14 protein-coding genes are annotated in these 14896 nt (G+C 61.2%); 9 read left to right on the top strand and 5 right to left on the bottom strand.

Annotated features, from left to right (window positions below; all coding sequences use genetic code 11):
- Positions 1–156: 156 nt before the first annotated feature.
- The gene (locus tag ACQZ60_RS20465) at positions 157–930 is read right to left on the bottom strand and encodes an SDR family oxidoreductase (protein WP_020811096.1); all 774 of its coding nucleotides are present in this window, start codon (positions 928–930) and stop codon (positions 157–159) included.
- A gap of 136 nt (positions 931–1066) precedes the next feature.
- Here ACQZ60_RS20465 and ACQZ60_RS20470 point away from each other — a divergent pair, with 136 nt between their 5' ends.
- The 3 genes from ACQZ60_RS20470 (at position 1067) to ACQZ60_RS20480 (ending at position 3449) form a co-directional block, all read left to right on the top strand.
- Complete coding sequence (locus ACQZ60_RS20470) at positions 1067–1966, top strand: LysR family transcriptional regulator (RefSeq protein WP_448736009.1); 900 nt, start codon at positions 1067–1069, stop codon at positions 1964–1966.
- Between the two features lie 119 nt (positions 1967–2085).
- Complete coding sequence (lhpI, locus tag ACQZ60_RS20475) at positions 2086–3048, top strand: bifunctional Delta(1)-pyrroline-2-carboxylate/Delta(1)-piperideine-2-carboxylate reductase (protein ID WP_448736010.1); 963 nt, start codon at positions 2086–2088, stop codon at positions 3046–3048.
- Positions 3045–3449 (top strand): RidA family protein, encoded by a 405-nt coding sequence (locus tag ACQZ60_RS20480; RefSeq protein ID WP_020811093.1) that lies wholly within the window; start codon positions 3045–3047, stop codon positions 3447–3449. The genes lhpI and ACQZ60_RS20480 overlap by 4 nt, the downstream gene beginning before the upstream one ends.
- Positions 3450–3537: 88 nt before the next feature.
- On the opposite strand, the gene ACQZ60_RS20485 is transcribed toward ACQZ60_RS20480, so the two are convergent.
- Positions 3538–4176: an RraA family protein gene (locus tag ACQZ60_RS20485; RefSeq protein WP_020811092.1), complete on the bottom strand. Its 639-nt coding sequence runs from the start codon at positions 4174–4176 to the stop codon at positions 3538–3540.
- 61 nt (positions 4177–4237) lie between these two features.
- Entirely contained in the window at positions 4238–5554 is a 1317-nt protein-coding gene (locus tag ACQZ60_RS20490) for an MFS transporter (RefSeq protein ID WP_233283611.1), read from the bottom strand.
- A gap of 547 nt (positions 5555–6101) precedes the next feature.
- Between ACQZ60_RS20490 and ACQZ60_RS20495 the strand changes: the two genes are divergently transcribed.
- Positions 6102–7352, top strand: a complete 1251-nt coding sequence (locus ACQZ60_RS20495) for a Zn-dependent hydrolase (protein WP_031234047.1) — start codon at positions 6102–6104, stop codon at positions 7350–7352.
- A 142-nt stretch (positions 7353–7494) separates the two neighbouring features.
- On the opposite strand, the gene ACQZ60_RS20500 is transcribed toward ACQZ60_RS20495, so the two are convergent.
- Both ACQZ60_RS20500 and ACQZ60_RS20505 read right to left on the bottom strand, forming a co-directional pair.
- Positions 7495–8454, bottom strand: a complete 960-nt coding sequence (locus ACQZ60_RS20500; RefSeq protein WP_020811089.1) for a LysR family transcriptional regulator — start codon at positions 8452–8454, stop codon at positions 7495–7497.
- A gap of 157 nt (positions 8455–8611) precedes the next feature.
- The gene (locus ACQZ60_RS20505; RefSeq protein WP_020811088.1) at positions 8612–9007 is read right to left on the bottom strand and encodes a (R)-mandelonitrile lyase; all 396 of its coding nucleotides are present in this window, start codon (positions 9005–9007) and stop codon (positions 8612–8614) included.
- Between the two features lie 303 nt (positions 9008–9310).
- On the opposite strand from ACQZ60_RS20505, the gene ACQZ60_RS20510 reads away from it, so the two are divergent.
- The 5 genes from ACQZ60_RS20510 to ACQZ60_RS20530 all read left to right on the top strand — a co-directional run bounded on the left by ACQZ60_RS20510 (position 9311) and on the right by ACQZ60_RS20530 (position 14867).
- A complete protein-coding gene (locus ACQZ60_RS20510) occupies positions 9311–10333 on the top strand; it encodes a substrate-binding domain-containing protein (RefSeq protein WP_003522041.1) in 1023 nt (340 codons plus the stop codon).
- Positions 10334–10436: 103 nt separating this feature from the next.
- Positions 10437–11930, top strand: coding sequence for a sugar ABC transporter ATP-binding protein (locus ACQZ60_RS20515; protein WP_448736011.1), 1494 nt, complete (start codon positions 10437–10439; stop codon positions 11928–11930).
- Positions 11927–12871 carry an ABC transporter permease gene (locus ACQZ60_RS20520; RefSeq protein WP_035226953.1) on the top strand — a complete coding sequence of 315 codons (945 nt, stop codon included), beginning with the start codon at positions 11927–11929 and terminating at the stop codon, positions 12869–12871. The genes ACQZ60_RS20515 and ACQZ60_RS20520 overlap by 4 nt, the downstream gene beginning before the upstream one ends.
- Before the next feature lies 1 nt (position 12872).
- Positions 12873–13841, top strand: a complete 969-nt coding sequence (locus ACQZ60_RS20525) for an ABC transporter permease (protein ID WP_065117786.1) — start codon at positions 12873–12875, stop codon at positions 13839–13841.
- A gap of 3 nt (positions 13842–13844) precedes the next feature.
- Positions 13845–14867, top strand: coding sequence for a LacI family DNA-binding transcriptional regulator (locus ACQZ60_RS20530; protein ID WP_035226958.1), 1023 nt, complete (start codon positions 13845–13847; stop codon positions 14865–14867).
- The last annotated feature ends 29 nt before the right edge of the window (positions 14868–14896 follow it).

Consider the following 14896-nt stretch of genomic DNA (forward strand, 5'->3'; position numbering starts at 1 on the left):
CCCGGCTTCCATCAACAGGATGACAGGGTTTTACACCGGTGCGTGTAATTCAGGCCAGATGATGTTCGATATTTTTTGGTACTGCGGTTCCGGGACCCGTCTCATGCCGGGCGGCATCCAGCCGCCGGCCTGAGCCGCTGTGTCATCCGGCAGCGACTATTTCGTGGTGTAACCGCCATTGACCAGAATGGTCTGGCCCGTCATCCACCAGCCGTCGGTGACAAGGAAGCGGATATAGGGAACGATGTCCTCGATATCGGTTAGACCGGTTTTCGAGAAGCCGGAAAGAGCGGCGGCGCTCTTGTGATAGGCCTGCGCCTCCGGCGTTTCCTGACCGTAGAAGAATGGCGTGTCCATCGGTCCGGGACCGATTGCCGTCACGGATATGCCGCGTTCGCCGAATTCCTTGGCAGCCGCACGGGTGAAGTGTTCCACCGGGGCCTTGGTGCCGGCATAGCTGGCGTAAAACGGGGTGAAGGCGCCCAGGAGCGATGTCACGAGGGTGCAGATTTTGCCGTTATCGCTGACGTGGCGTCCGGCCTGCTGGAGGAAAAAGAAGGCCGACTTGGCGTTAACGGCAGTCATCTCGTCATATTCGGCTTCCGACGTGTCGAGGATCGGCTTTTTCAGCACCTTGCCGACGGTGTTGATGGCGATATCCGGGCGGCCGATGGCGGCGACGGTATCGGCAAACAGCTTTTCGACCGCGCCTGCCGTGGTGAGATCGGCCTGAAGGGCGACGGCCTCAGCGCCGGCCGCCTTCACGGCGGCCACTGTTGCCTCGGCGTCGGCCCTGGTTGCGGCGCTGTTATAATGGATGGCGATGGCGCGGGCGCCCTGGCCGGCAAAATCGCGTGCAATCAATCCACCGAGATTTTTCGCGCCGCCGGCGATGATGACGGTTTTGCCCTTGAGGGAATGGTCTGTCATGGGTCGGCCTCCTTTTGCCGTGCTCGGCCAACTGGCGGCCGCTTTCGTTGCAGCAGGATATCGTCTAGCTTTGCGTGATAAAGGCGCTTACTCTGACATAACTTGTCAGAAAAGCCGCACAATAGGGTGTTTCCGGTTGGACCGTATCGACCTGTTCCGCATCTTCACACGCGTCGTTGACTGCGCGAGTTTCACGCGGGCCGCCGATACGCTCGGCATACCGCGCTCTTCGGTTTCGGCGGCGGTGCAGGAACTGGAAGGGCGTGTCGGTGCGCGGCTGCTGAACCGCACGACGCGCAAGGTCTCGCCAACCGAGGATGGTTCGGCCTTTTACGAGCGCTGCCAGCGGCTGATCGCCGATGTCGAAGATGCGGAAAATCTCTTCCGGCAGACGGCGGCGCAGCCTTCGGGCCGGTTGCGGATCGACGTGCCGGGCCGGATCGGGCGGCTGATCATCGCACCGGCACTCCCGGAATTTCTCGATCTTTATCCGCAGATCGACATAGGCCTCGGCGTTACCGACCGCGCCGTCGATCTAGTGGAAGACAATATCGATTGCGTGCTGCGCGTCGGACCGCTCAGCGATTCCGGCCTGATCGCGCGGCCGATCGGCAAGCTGCCGCTGATCAATGTCGCAAGCCCCTCCTATCTGGCGCGCTACGGAACGCCGAAAACGCCCCACGATCTTTCCCGCCATTGGGCGGTCAATTACGCGTCGCCCTCCAGCGGGCGGGTGGAAAACTGGGAATGGATCGAAGGTGAGACGCTGCATTCGCTTTCCATGCGCGGCCGCGTCACCGTCAACAATGCCGAGGCCTATATCGCCTGCTGTCTTGCTGGTCTCGGCTTGATCCAGATACCGGCTTACGACGTCAGTCCGCATCTGGAGAGCGGCGAACTCATCGAGGTCATGCCGGCCCATCGGGCCGAGCCAATGCCGATGACGTTGCTTTATCCCCATCGACAGCATCTGTCGCGGCGGCTGCAGGTCTTTGCGGAGTGGCTGGAGGCGCTGCTGCGGCGACGGCTTCTGTAGCCCAGCATGCCTGCTGTGGCGATGCTCCAGCCTATTTTTATCATAGCGAGATTCGGCGTTATAAAGTGCAGCCGCTTGCGCCATTTTGACCTCCGCCAGAAATCTGAAGGGAGGCGCATATGCTCACGATCAATTCACAGGAAACAGCCGGGCTTTTACCGTTTGACGGGCTTATCAAGGCTCTTGCCGCCGCCTTTGCGGAAGGCTGTGAGATGCCTGTGCGGCACCACCACACGATCGATGTGCCAAATGAAGCCGCCGCGACACTGCTATTGATGCCGGCCTGGCACGGCGCACGGCAGTCCACACGTTATCTGGGGATCAAGATCGTCACCGTCTTTCCTGGAAACGCCGGCAGAAACCTGCCGGGATTGACCTCGACCTATATGCTTTACGACGCCCGCACAGGCATTCAGCTGGCCACGCTGGACGGTAATGTCATCACCGGCCGCCGGACTGTTGCGGCGTCGGCGCTTGCGGCGGATTATCTTGCGCGCAAGGATGCCAGCCGGCTTTTGGTGCTGGGCGCCGGCCGCGTCGCGAGCCTCATTCCCGACGCCTATCGGGCCATCAGACCGCTCGAGCAGGTGGCCGTCTGGGATATCGATCGTGGCAATGCCGAGCGGCTGGCGCAAAGCATCGAGGCGTCGGGGCTTGCGGCCACGGTGGTCGATGATCTGGAAGGGGCGGTTGCCGAGGCCGATATCGTCAGCGCCGCGACGCTCGCCACCACCCCGCTCATCCGGGGCGTGTGGCTGCGCCCCGGCACGCATGTCGATCTCATCGGCGGCTTCACGCCCGGCATGCGTGAGGCGGATGACGAAGCCATAGGCCGCGCCTCGGTCTTTATCGATACGGAGGAAGCACTGCACGAAGCGGGCGATCTCGTTCAGCCGATCGAAGCGGGCCTGTTTTCGGAGGAAAACGTCAGGTCGACGCTTGCCGGACTTTGCAGGGCAAACCGGTTTGCGCGCAGTAGCAATGATGAGATCACGTTCTATAAGGCTGTCGGGACCGCGCTAGCCGATCTTGCGGCGGCCACCATGGTTTATGAGGCCGCAACGCTGAACGGAAAAGGATGACAGACATGGCCAAACGCGAAATCCTTGAAGTGCCGGTGGTTTCAGAGGCGATCCGCCGGCTGGGAGCGCCGACCTCGGCGCTTGTCCGCTCCGGCAACATCGTCGCCACCTGCGGCATGCCGCCCGTCGATCTTGAGAAGGGCGACATCGTCAGGGGCGATATCGCCGCCCAGACACGGGCCTCGCTGGAAGCCCTGCGGGTGACACTGGCCGCAGCGGGCGCCACCTTCGAAGATGTGATCAAGACCACCATCTATGTCACCGATGCAGCATTGATGGGAACAGTGAACGACATATACCGCGAATATTTCACCGCCGGTTTTCCGGCGCGCACCTCGGCAACCATCAAACCCTGGTCCTTGCCCTTCGATATCGAAATCGAGTGCCTTGCTGTCCTTTGAGGGCAGGCGGGCATGAAAAAGGGCGGGTCGGCCGGATCGGCTGACGCGCCCACACGCATTTCTTGGGGCGCAAGATTGCGGGCCGGTTTTACGTGGACTGCTCCAGCGGTGAAAGTCCATAAACCGCCACGATATCTTCCCCCTTTTCGAGCCTTGCGACGATGCCGGGCTCCTTTTCCTGAATGGCGAGAGCCTGCCGTGCCGTTGCCAATGCTTCCTCGGGTGGCAGGATGCAGACGCCGTTTTCGTCGGCCAGCACGATATCGCCGCTCTGAACCTTGACCCCGCCGCAGACCACTGGCCCTGCGACATTTCCCCGGCCTCCGAGCTTGGTGGTGATGGGCGAGCGTCCCCGGCACCAGACAGGCAGGCCGGCGCTGCGGATCGAGCCGATATCGGTGACATAACCATCGAGAATGATGGCGGTAACACCGCGCGCGAGCGCTGCGGCGGTCATGACCGCACCCCAGCAGGCATGCCGGTCGTCGCTCAGTCGCTCGATGACGAGGATATCGCCGGGCATGGCGCGGGAAATGGCATGCGGAAGCGCCGTCCCGTCGTCTCCCGGCAGGCTGACGGTCAGCGCGCGACCGGCGATGCGAACGCCGTCGATCACGCATTGCATCGCCGGATCCATGAATCCATCAGATCTGAAATGGCCGATTGTCGCTGTCTCGACGCTCCGGAGCAGTTCGAGCGCCTCGTTGATTGTGTCGGGACTTTCCATGGGTGTCTCCAAAAGAAAGACGCCGGCGCGGGGGCCGGCGTCTGTGATATGGCAATATGGATCAGTTGGTCTTGGCCAGATCGCGTTTCACGGTCTCGGTCAGCGCCAGCAGGGCGACGGCCGAGAGCAGGGCGGAGCCGATCATGTACCAGGCGACGGATGCGCCGCTGCCGGTGGCGGAAAGCAGCCATGTGGTGATGACGGGAGTAAGCGCGCTGCCCAGAACCCCCGAGAGCATATAGGCGATGGACAGGCCGGAATAGCGGACCTTGGTGCCGAAAAGTTCGGCGAGGAAGGTGGCGATCGGGCCGTAATTGGCGGCAAAGGCCGTCATCATCAGCAGGTAGCCCGCAAGTGCGCCGGCAAAGGTGGCGGTATCCATCAGCCAGAACATCGGGAAAGCGACGAGCGCTTCGGCCAGAATGCCGCCGAGAATGACGGGCCGGCGGCCGACCTTGTCGGAAAGCAGGCCGAAGAGCGGCAAAAGGAAAATACACGCCATGCAGGAAATCAATACGATCACCAGCATCTCGTTGCGGGAGATGTTGAGCGCCTGCGTGCCATAGCTCAGGCCGAAGGCGACGATGAGGTTGAAGGACGATCCGGTGGACATGGTGGCGATGCCGCCGAGAAGAACCGTTTTCCAGGATTTGGAAAGCAGCTCGAAGAAGGGCACGCGCACGGTCGCCTCTTCCGTCTTCACCTTGGCGAAGGACGGCGTTTCGGCGGTGTTGAGCCGAACATAGGCGCCGACGGCGACCAGAAGAATGCTGACGAGGAACGGAATGCGCCAGCCCCAGGAAATCAGGTCCTCGGGCGCCATGGTGAAACCGATGGCAAGGAAAGCGAGGTTGGCGATCAATGTGCCGGCCGGAACGCCGATCTGCACCCAGGAGCCATAAAGGCCGCGCCGGTTCTGCGGCGCATGTTCCACCGCCATCAGCACCGCGCCGCCCCATTCGCCGCCGAGCGCGAGACCCTGCACGACGCGCAGCGCCAGAAGCAGGATGGGCGCCCAGACGCCGATCTGTTCGTAATTCGGCAGAAGGCCGATGGCGAAGGTTGCCACACCCATCATGACCAGCGAGACGAGCAGCATCGACTTGCGGCCGATCCTGTCGCCGAAATGGCCGAAAAGCGCTGCCCCGACGATGCGGGCGAGATAGGCCGAGGCGAAGGTGCCGAAGGCCAGAAGCGTGCCGACGAGCGCATCGAAACTCGGAAAGAAGACCTTGTTGAAGACCAGCGCCGAAGCGGTGGCGAAGACGAAAAGATCGTACCATTCGACAGTGGTGCCGATGACGCTTGCGACGGCGATCCGCCGAACGCCAACCGGCTGTTTCTCGACGGAGCCCACGAGTGCGGTTTCCCCTTGCATGAACATTCCCCTTTATGTTGCTGTGAAGGAAAACGGGGAAACGACGAAGCGGAGCGGCCCCACGCCGAAGGCATGAGATGACGATAGCCATTTCCAGCGGAGCAACCGTTTTCGGTTCTCTCCGTCAGTCCGACATGCTGCGATGTTCCCCTGTTTTGCGCAATGATGGGAAAGCGGGAGGCTCCCGACAAATAGATAATGCAGATTTCTTCCATAGGGCCGCGCTATAGACCAAATCCTGGGCATTTTCGGGCATCTCGGCGCCGTCTATGAATTTTGAAATAGATAATAAAATCAGGGAAATATCGCAGGCGCTGTTTTTCTTTGCCGCTCGGCTGCGCAGTCCCTGCCTGTCTTTTGACCGGCTGAAATTTCTTTTTCGGCCGCAAAGACCGCCGCTCTTATTCTAAGTATCGAATCTATCTATTTTTGAATTTTCCGGTTTGGTCTTATCCCCTTTGTCATTCCACGGAGTGAAAAGAGGTCGTCTGCGGGCTGCCGGCTACGCCGGGGCATTGCTGCCGCGCGACCATAACAGGGGACCGAAATGAAGAGATTGAGCAATATCCGGCCGGACATGTCACGCCTGTGGGCGACGCTGATGCGTTCCGCCGAAATCGGCGCGACCGAAAAGGGCGGCCTGAAGCGGCTGGCGCTTTCCGACGAGGATGCGGCGATGCGGCACCAGTTCATTCACTGGTGCGAGGAGGCGGGCCTGACGGTCAGGATCGACGCGGTGGGCAATATCTTCGCCGAACGGGCAGGAACCGATGCGGATGCCAAGCCCGTGCTGGTTGGCAGCCACCTCGACACGCAGGTTCATGGCGGCCGCTTCGACGGTATTCTTGGAGTGCTGGCCGGGCTGGAACTCGTGCGCACGCTGAATGATCATTCGATTGCCACACGCCGGCCGATCACCCTTGTGAACTGGACCAATGAGGAGGGCGCGCGTTTCGAGCCGCCGATGATCGGCTCGGCGGTTTTCACCGGCGCCAGGGCGGCGGAATTCGCCTATTCCCGCGGGGATCGCGATGGCTTTACGCTTGGCGGCGAGTTGGAGCGCATCGGCTTCAAGGGTAAAGACGCGATTTCGGCGGAGGCTTTCGACAGTCTGTTCGAGCTGCATATCGAACAGGGGCCGCGATTGGAGGCAGCGGCCAAGCAACTCGGCATCGTTACCGGCGCTTTCGGCGTGCGTGGTTTCGTGGTGGAAGTGCACGGCGAGACCGGCCATGTCGGCCCGACGCCGATGCCGGCGCGCAAGAATGCGCTGGTGGGTGCCGCTGAGGTGACGCTGGCGATCAATGAGATCGGCTGGGCCAATCACGAGACCGGCGGCAAGTCCACGACGATGCGCATCAGGGCCGAACCCAATCTCCTCGGTGCGCTGCCGAATTTCGTGGAAATGACCTGCGACATGCGCCACCCCGACGATGCCGTTGTCAGCACCATGTTCGAAGCCTTCAAGGCGAGACTTCCCGAGCTGGAAGAGCGGTCACGCTGCAGAATCGTCGTCAAGGAAGGCTGGGCTTATGGCGGCATGCATTTCGACGCTGGCTGCATCGAACTCATCCGCAATGCCACCGATGCTTTCGGTTATTCCTCGATGGACCTCCTTACCGAGGCCGGGCATGACGCCATGCATGTCGCCGAATATCTGCCAACGGCGATGATCTTCACGCCGTGCGAGGGCGGTCTTTCCCATAACGAGGCGGAAAACGTCACGATTGCCGACATCGAACCCGGTGTTAACGTGCTGGTTCAGGCCGTTCTGGAGCGCGCGAACCGCGCGGACTGATGCTCGAGCGCTTTCGCTTTTTTGCGAAGCTCGAAAAGGCTCAACACTCTGTTTTAGCGTATTCCCGGCCGGTAGCGCCGGGGTCCGCTTTTGCTGGATTTAGAGGGAACGGCGAAAAGTGCGACCGCTTTTCGCCGTTTTCCTATTCGCTCCCCGTTTCCACAAGGGCTGCCGCCGCCTGCGCATCGAAAAGCTCGTTTTCGAAAATAGTCAGGAATGCCCGCTCGGCGCCGCCGAGGTCCATATCGGGGTTGCGGAGAAAATAGGCGTCGGCCCCGAGCGAATCCTGAAGCAGCGGGATCTGCCAAAGCTCGTCTTCCTCAAAGCCGCGCGCCGCATCCAGCGGCAGAATGCCCACGCCGATGCCGGCAATGATCATTCGCCGGACTTCTTCCATATGCGGGCTGGAGCCGACGGTCCATTTGCCGAGCCCCACACCGTCGCGAAGGGCGATCATCGGTTCAAGCGCGCCGCCTTCCTGGCTGCAGGTGAAGGCTACGAAGGCTTCCTGCCGCAATTCCTCCATGGTGATGTCGCCACGACCGTAAAAGGGATGGGAAGCACCGCAATAAATCCCGAATGTTTCCCTGAGCAGGAATTTGCAGTCCATTCCGGCAAGCGGTTTCGGCAGCAGGCAAATGCCGAATGGGGCCTGTTTCTGGCCGATGGCGCGAACGATATCCTGCGTATTGGCGACATCGATGCGGATGGTCACGGATGGATGACGCCGCCGCAACTGGCGCAGCGCCTGATCGAGCTGTGGGAGCACGAGATTGGTGACGATGAGGACACGCACCTGACCCGTGAGGTCATCCGCCTCGGTCGAGAGTTTTTCGCCGATACGCTCGACCCGCAGGAAAATTTCGGCACATTCCTGACGAAGCATTTCGCCTTGAACCGTCAGCACGAAACGGCGGCTGTCGCGCTGGATCAACTGGCACCCCAGCGTTTCCTCCAGCTTTTGCAGCGCGGCGGTTACCGAGGGCTGGCGCACGAAAAGCCGGTTGGCCGCCCGCGTGATGCTGCCTTCCTCGACGATGACCAGAAAGGTCCGCAGCAGGTTCCAGTTCAGATGCTGGATGCGGGGGGCATAACGTGACAACGATGCGTTCCTCGAATGAATTGCGGTTGCATCTTATAGCTATTTTTGCCGGCGAAAAACGTCCACCGACTGCAAAGAGTGGCGCTTTTGACCGGGGACGCGATTTTATTCTCCGGCGGGCCTGCGGAAAGCGGCCCGCCACGTCGGCGCGGCCGCGTCAGCCGCGATATTGGTCATCCGTCACCTGTTCCATCCAGTCTACCACCTTGCCATCCTTGACCTCCTGAAGTGCAATATGGGTCATGGCGACATTCGGTGCTGCCCCGTGCCAGTGCCTTTCTCCCGGTGCGAACCAGACTGTATCGCCGGGGCGGATTTCCTCCACCGGGCCGCCTTCGCGCTGCGCCCGGCCAAAGCCGGAAACCACAATAAGGGTCTGGCCGAGGGGATGCGTGTGCCAGGCGGTGCGGGCGCCGGGTTCGAAGGTAACCTGAGCGCCCTGAACCCGTTCGGCATCAAAGGGGTTGAAGAGGGGATCGATGCGGACCTGCCCCGTGAACCATGCCTCGGGGCCTTTCGCCGATGCCCGTGTTCCTGCGCGCAATATTTCCATTGGTCGTTCTCCTGATGGCTGACTCGAGGCGATTTGAAGCGGGAATCCTCCCATTGTCCACAGTGAAATGAAAACCGGCATGATCTGCCGGCCAAGGACATTTTCCGAAGCTCCGTGCTGCGCTTGTCCCGGCGCATTTCCGGATTTTTAAGCCTTTTCCGCAGGTCGGAATTGCTTATCCCGCCGCTTTTCACGCCCTTCGATAAAAATCATTCTCAGGATTGACTCATTTATGAAAACGGTTACATTCGCCGATGTAAACGGTTTCATTAGTTAAAAACCGTGCTTGGAGGAGCAAATTTCATGTTTAGACATTTGATGGCTGCTGCCGCGATGGTGCTGGCGGCGGGCACGTCGGCGCATGCCCAGGAGCAGAGCTTCAAGATCGGTCTTTCCAATTCTTTCGTCGGCAGCGAATGGCGCACGCAGATGATCGAAGAGGCTCAGGCTGCCGCCAAAGCGTGGGGCGAAAAGGGCGTCAAGGTTGAGGTTGTCGTTCAGAGCGGCAATGTCGATGTGCAGGGGCAGATCGGCCATATCCGCAATTTCATGAACCAGGGCGTCGATGCGATCCTCATCAACCCCGGCAGCCCGACGGCCTTTGATCCGATCTTCGCGCAGGCCAAGGCGCGCAACATTCTCGTCATCGCAACCGACGCCGAAGTGTCCTCGAAGGATGCGCTTTATGTCGGCATCGACCAGAAGGCATGGGCGGCGCAATCCGCGCAATGGCTTGCGGATGCGCTGAAGGGTAAGGGAAGCGTCGTCGCCATCAACGGCATTGCCGGCAACCCGGCCAACGAAGCTCGCGTCGCCGGTTATCGCGAAGTGTTCAAGAAATACCCTGATATCAAGGTGCTGAACGAAGCCAATGCGAGCTGGGATCAGGCGCAGGGCCAGCAGGCCATGCAGAACCTGCTCGCGACCTATCCCGATATCAGCGGTGTCTGGGTGCAGGACGGCATGGCGGACGGCGCATGGCGCGCCATCGAAGCCGCCGGCAAGACCAAGGACATTGCCGCGACCGGTGAAATCCGCAAGGACTTCATGACCCGCTGGGAAAAGGAAAAGTTCAATTCCGGCGCTTCGGTCAATCCTCCGGGCGTCATGGCCAGTGCGCTCAACGTCGCTGTCCTGAAGCTGCAGGGCAAGGAATTCAAGGACGGCATTTTCGGTGGCACCTATGGCAACGCCATCTATATTCCGATCCCCTTCGTCAGCAATGACAACCTTGCCGACAATATCAAGGCTGCCGATGGCAAGCCTGGCTACTGGTCCGTCACGGCAACCGTGACGCCGGAGCAGGCTGGCGAGTTCTTCAAGTAAGAGCCGTTTCGGGTCGGCGACAAGCGCCGGCCCGAACCAGAATTTCGAGTGCGGACCGGGCGTTGGCCGGCCGCCTGTGACAAGCATCATTCGGGGACATGCGATGGCGAACGCTTTGGAAGCGGCCGGCATAACGAAGAATTTTGGCGCGGTGCGCGCGCTTTCCGACGGCAGGCTGACGGTTGGTCGCGGTGAAATTCACGCGCTTCTGGGCGCCAATGGCTGCGGCAAGAGCACGCTCTGCAAGATCGTTGCGGGTGCTGTTGCGCCGACCAGCGGCGCGATCAGGTTCAATGGCGAAGACGTGCGCTTCAAAAGCCCGCGGGACGCCGAAAATGCCGGTATTGCGCTGTTTTATCAGGAACTCAGCCTCGTTCCGCAGCTTTCGGTCGCCGATAATATCTTTCTCGGCCGCGAGCCGAAACGTGGCATCTTTGTCGACGGCAAGGCGCTGAAGGCCGAAGCGGCGAGACTGATCGCGCTGTTTGACGGCGTGGCTGGCGAAGGGCTGGAGCCGGACGCAATCGTCGGCAATCTGCCGCCCGATCAGCGCCAGCTCGTCGAAATCCTCAAGGTCTTCGCCCAGAATGCCAGCCTGATGATCATGGACGAGGCGACGGCGGCGCTCGATGGTCGCCAGTCCCAGCGCTTTTTCGAGATACTCCGGGCCAAGAAAGCCGAAGGTGTCTCCACCATCATGATTTCCCATCGTCTCGATGAGGTTTTTGCCGTCTGCGACCGCATCACGGTCATGCGGAACGGCGCGACGATTTCCGAACTCGATACTGCAGCGACCACCCGCGAAGCCGTCGTGCACGACATGGTCGGCGATGTTCGGGCCGCTCCTGCCCGTCAGAACGGGTGTTCGGCTGCTGCGCCGAGCCTGAAGCTTACGGATGTTGCGGGTGAGGGCGTTCGCGGTGTCTCTCTGGAAGCCTATTCGGGCGAAATCGTCGGTCTGGCTGGTTTGCAGGGGCAGGGCCAATCGGCCCTGCTGAAAGGCCTCTTCGGCGCGAACCCATTTGCTGCCGGCCAAATCCGGTTTGAGGGTCGTGAAATCACCATCGGCAAGCCTTCGCAGGCGGTTCACAGTGGTTTTGCCTATGTCTCTGGCGACCGTGGCCGTGACGCTTCCCTTCAGGGTCGGTCGATCTTCGAAAATCTCGTCGCGGCGCTGATGGTGCGCGAGAAGATGCGGCTGGTCCGTCCCGCGACGCTGAAGCCGCGCGTGCAGAAGGTCGCGGACGATATGAAGACGAAGTTCGCCGGCCTGGATATGCCGATAGGCACGCTTTCGGGCGGCAACCAGCAGAAAATCTTCATCTCCCGCTGGCTCGCCACCGCGCCGAAACTGCTGCTGCTCGACGATCCGACCAAGGGCATCGATCTCGGCGCGAAGGCCGATCTCTTCGCCCTGATGCGGCAACAGGCCGATGCCGGCGCGACCATCCTTCTTTATTCCTCGGAGGATGCGGAAATCCTCGAATATGCCGACCGCATTCTTGTGTTCAACGGTGGACGCATTTCTGCGGAACTGACCGGAGCCGACATGACATCCGTAAACATGACCCGCGCCGCCTATGGAGATGCCGCATGAGCGCCTCCGGTTTTCTGCGCAGGCAGCCATGGGTCATCACCCTCGTCGTACTGGCGCTTCTCATCGCCGTGAACACGTTTCTGCAGCCTTCCTTCGTTCAGCCCTCCGTGCTGCAATCGAACCTGACGACGTTTCTGCCCCTGATCCTGGTCGCCATCGGCCAGACCTATGTCATTCTGGCGGGCGATATCGATCTGTCGGTCGGCAGCATCGTGGCGCTTGCCAATGTCGTCACCGTCAGCGTCATCGCAGCACTTGGCGGCACGACGGGTGCCGTCTTCGCTGGCATGGCGGCGGGTGTGGCTGTCGGGCTGCTCTGCGGACTGGTCAATGGCCTCTTCATCTCCGGCCTGCGCTTCCAGCCGATCGTCACCACTTTCGCAACCGGCATCATCTTCGCCGGGCTGGCGATCTGGGTGCTGCCGCAGGCGGGTCTTCCGGTGCCGGAAGCCTATTGGCAGACCTATTCCGGCAGCTTTATCGGCCTGCCCTTCGTGCTGTGGGTGCTGATCGGGGGCATTGCCTTCACCCTCATCGTGTCGCGTATTCCGTTTCATACGCACCTGTTGGCCGTAGGCGGCAATCGCACCGGGGCCTTCCAGACGGGTCTGCGCCTCTCGGGCATCCGCATCGGCGCATATATGATCTCCGGTCTGTTCTCGGCGCTGGCGGCGCTGTGCCTCACGGGTGAGACGGCCTCGGGCGATCCGCTGCTCGGTGCAAGTCTGGCGCTGTCTTCCATCTCGGCCGTGGTTCTGGGCGGAACCGCACTTTCCGGCGGTTTCGGCAGCTCGACAGGGTCGATTGCCGGCGCGCTGGTGCTCGGCATGATCGGTAATGTGATTTTCTTTGCGGGCTTGCCATTCGAGTACCAGACACTGGTGCAGGGTTTGATCGTGCTGACGGCGCTGGCCGGCGGCGTTCTGGTGACGAGGCGTTGATATGACCAATCCCGGCTTGCAAATCAAAACCCTCCTAACCGATCCCCTGACCATCGCCATTGGCGCATCGGTCTTCCTGCTGCTGGTCGGCGAATTGTTGTCGCCCGGCTTCGCGCAAGGGTCCCAGATCGTGCGGCTGCTGACGATTGCCGCCATTCTCGGCATCGTCGCGGCGGGTCAGAACCTCGTCATCCTCGGCGGACGCGAAGGCATCGACCTTTCCGTCGGTGCGATGATCTCACTCGGCGCCGTCCTTGCCGGCAATATGATGAACGGCCAGAATGCCGGCATTCCGCTTGCCATTCTCGTTGCGGGCGGCATCCCCTTCCTGATCGGCCTCATCAACGGCCTCGGCATTACCTTCGTGCGCATTCCGCCGCTGGTCATGACGCTCGGCATGACGGCGGTTATTCAGGGTGGGCTGGTCGTCTATTCGCAGGGCGTTCCATCAGGTGCCGCGGCCCCATTGCTGGCAGGTTTCATCAACCGGCCGCTCATCTTCGGCATTCCCGGCGTGCTCTTCGTCTGGCTGGGCATCGCCGCGATCATGCTGTTCGTCCTGCGCCGCACCGCCTTTGGTTTCGCCATCTATGCTATCGGTTCCAACGAGCGGGCGGCGACGCTCACCGGATTGCCCGTCTCTTTGATCCGCACGCTGCTTTACGGGCTTTCCGGCCTGTTTGCCGGGCTGACCGGGGTGTGCGTGATCGGTTACACCGGCACGTCCTTCATCTCCGTCGGCGACCAATATGTGCTTCCATCGATCATCGCGGTTGTCATCGGCGGCACCTCACTTGCTGGCGGTGCGGGCGGATATGTCGGAACCATGGCCGGGGCAGTTGCGCTCACCATTCTGCAAAGCGTACTGATAACGCTCAACCTCGATGTATGGGCACGGCAGATCATATTCGGTGTCACGTTGCTAGCGCTGATGCTGCTTTATGGCCGCCAAAAGCAGTTGCGTGTGTGACAGATGAGCAAAGACCAAGGTTCGAATATCAGGGAAGTGGCAGCTCTCGCGGGCGTTTCCATCGCGACCGTATCGCGGGCGCTGCAGCAACCCGACAAGGTTCGCCCGGAAACCCGGAAGAAGGTTTTCGACGCCGTGCGGCAGGCGAACTTCGTTCCCAATGCGCAGGCCGCGAGCTTCCGGCGTCAGTCCAACAACACCGTCATCCTTCTCGTTCGCGATATCGGCAACCCGTTTTATCTCGAAATCTACAAGGGCGTTGAGGAAGCGGCGGGCGAAGCGGGCTTCAAGGTGCTGATGGGCGATGCCCGCAACGACGAGAACCGCGTGGCGACCCATATTGACATGGTGCGCCAGAAACATGCAGACGGCTTGATCCTGATGACCGGCCAGTTTCCCGCCGAGCTTCTCGAACAGGGCGATGCGCTGCCGCCGATTGTGATCGCGTCGGAAACGGTGCCCGGCCTCGCGCTGCCGACCGTCAAGGTGGACAACCGCGCCGCCTCCAAAAACGCCATGCGCCACCTCATCGAGGCGGGACATCAAAGGATCGTGCATCTGGCCGGTCCGGTCCCGGAAAGTCTGGCGCAGGAGCGTTTCGATGGTTATCGCGCGGCACTTGCCGAAGCCGGCATCGCTTATGCCGACGAACTTGTCGTGACGGGCGATTACAGCATCGAGGCCGGCCGTCAGGCAATTGGCAGCCTTCTTGAAGGCGGCATTGCCTTCACCGCGATCTTCGCCTCGAGCGACCAGATGGCGATTGGTGCGATCAGCGAATTGCGGGCGCGCGGCGTTTCGGTTCCGGCCGATGTCTCCGTCATCGGCTTCGACGACATCATTTTCGCCAATGCCTTCGAACCGCCGCTGACCACGGTGCGTCAGCCCCGGCAGGAAATGGGCCGCAGGGCCATGGCGCTGATGGTGGACCGGCTGAACGGCAAACGCACGGCCGAAACCATCGTGCTGGATACGGAACTGGTGGTGCGCGGCTCGGTCGCGCCCTGCCGCCCGCCGCATCGGTAGCGGCCAGACTGTGAATGCAAGGAGTGTAA

The organism is Agrobacterium sp. 22-223-1 (assembly GCF_053522385.1).

Coding starts and splice junctions, on each gene's coding strand:
- ACQZ60_RS20530 (WP_035226958.1), top strand. CDS start 13,845: ATGAGCAAAGACCAAGGTTCGAATATCAGGGAAGTGGCAGCTCTCGCG.
- ACQZ60_RS20480 (WP_020811093.1), top strand. CDS start 3,045: ATGACAGACATGGCCAAACGCGAAATCCTTGAAGTGCCGGTGGTTTCA.
- ACQZ60_RS20520 (WP_035226953.1), top strand. CDS start 11,927: ATGAGCGCCTCCGGTTTTCTGCGCAGGCAGCCATGGGTCATCACCCTC.
- ACQZ60_RS20465 (WP_020811096.1), bottom strand. CDS start 930: ATGACAGACCATTCCCTCAAGGGCAAAACCGTCATCATCGCCGGCGGC.
- ACQZ60_RS20505 (WP_020811088.1), bottom strand. CDS start 9,007: ATGGAAATATTGCGCGCAGGAACACGGGCATCGGCGAAAGGCCCCGAG.
- lhpI (WP_448736010.1), top strand. CDS start 2,086: ATGCTCACGATCAATTCACAGGAAACAGCCGGGCTTTTACCGTTTGAC.
- ACQZ60_RS20495 (WP_031234047.1), top strand. CDS start 6,102: ATGAAGAGATTGAGCAATATCCGGCCGGACATGTCACGCCTGTGGGCG.
- ACQZ60_RS20525 (WP_065117786.1), top strand. CDS start 12,873: ATGACCAATCCCGGCTTGCAAATCAAAACCCTCCTAACCGATCCCCTG.
- ACQZ60_RS20510 (WP_003522041.1), top strand. CDS start 9,311: ATGTTTAGACATTTGATGGCTGCTGCCGCGATGGTGCTGGCGGCGGGC.
- ACQZ60_RS20485 (WP_020811092.1), bottom strand. CDS start 4,176: ATGGAAAGTCCCGACACAATCAACGAGGCGCTCGAACTGCTCCGGAGC.
- ACQZ60_RS20490 (WP_233283611.1), bottom strand. CDS start 5,554: ATGCAAGGGGAAACCGCACTCGTGGGCTCCGTCGAGAAACAGCCGGTT.
- ACQZ60_RS20515 (WP_448736011.1), top strand. CDS start 10,437: ATGGCGAACGCTTTGGAAGCGGCCGGCATAACGAAGAATTTTGGCGCG.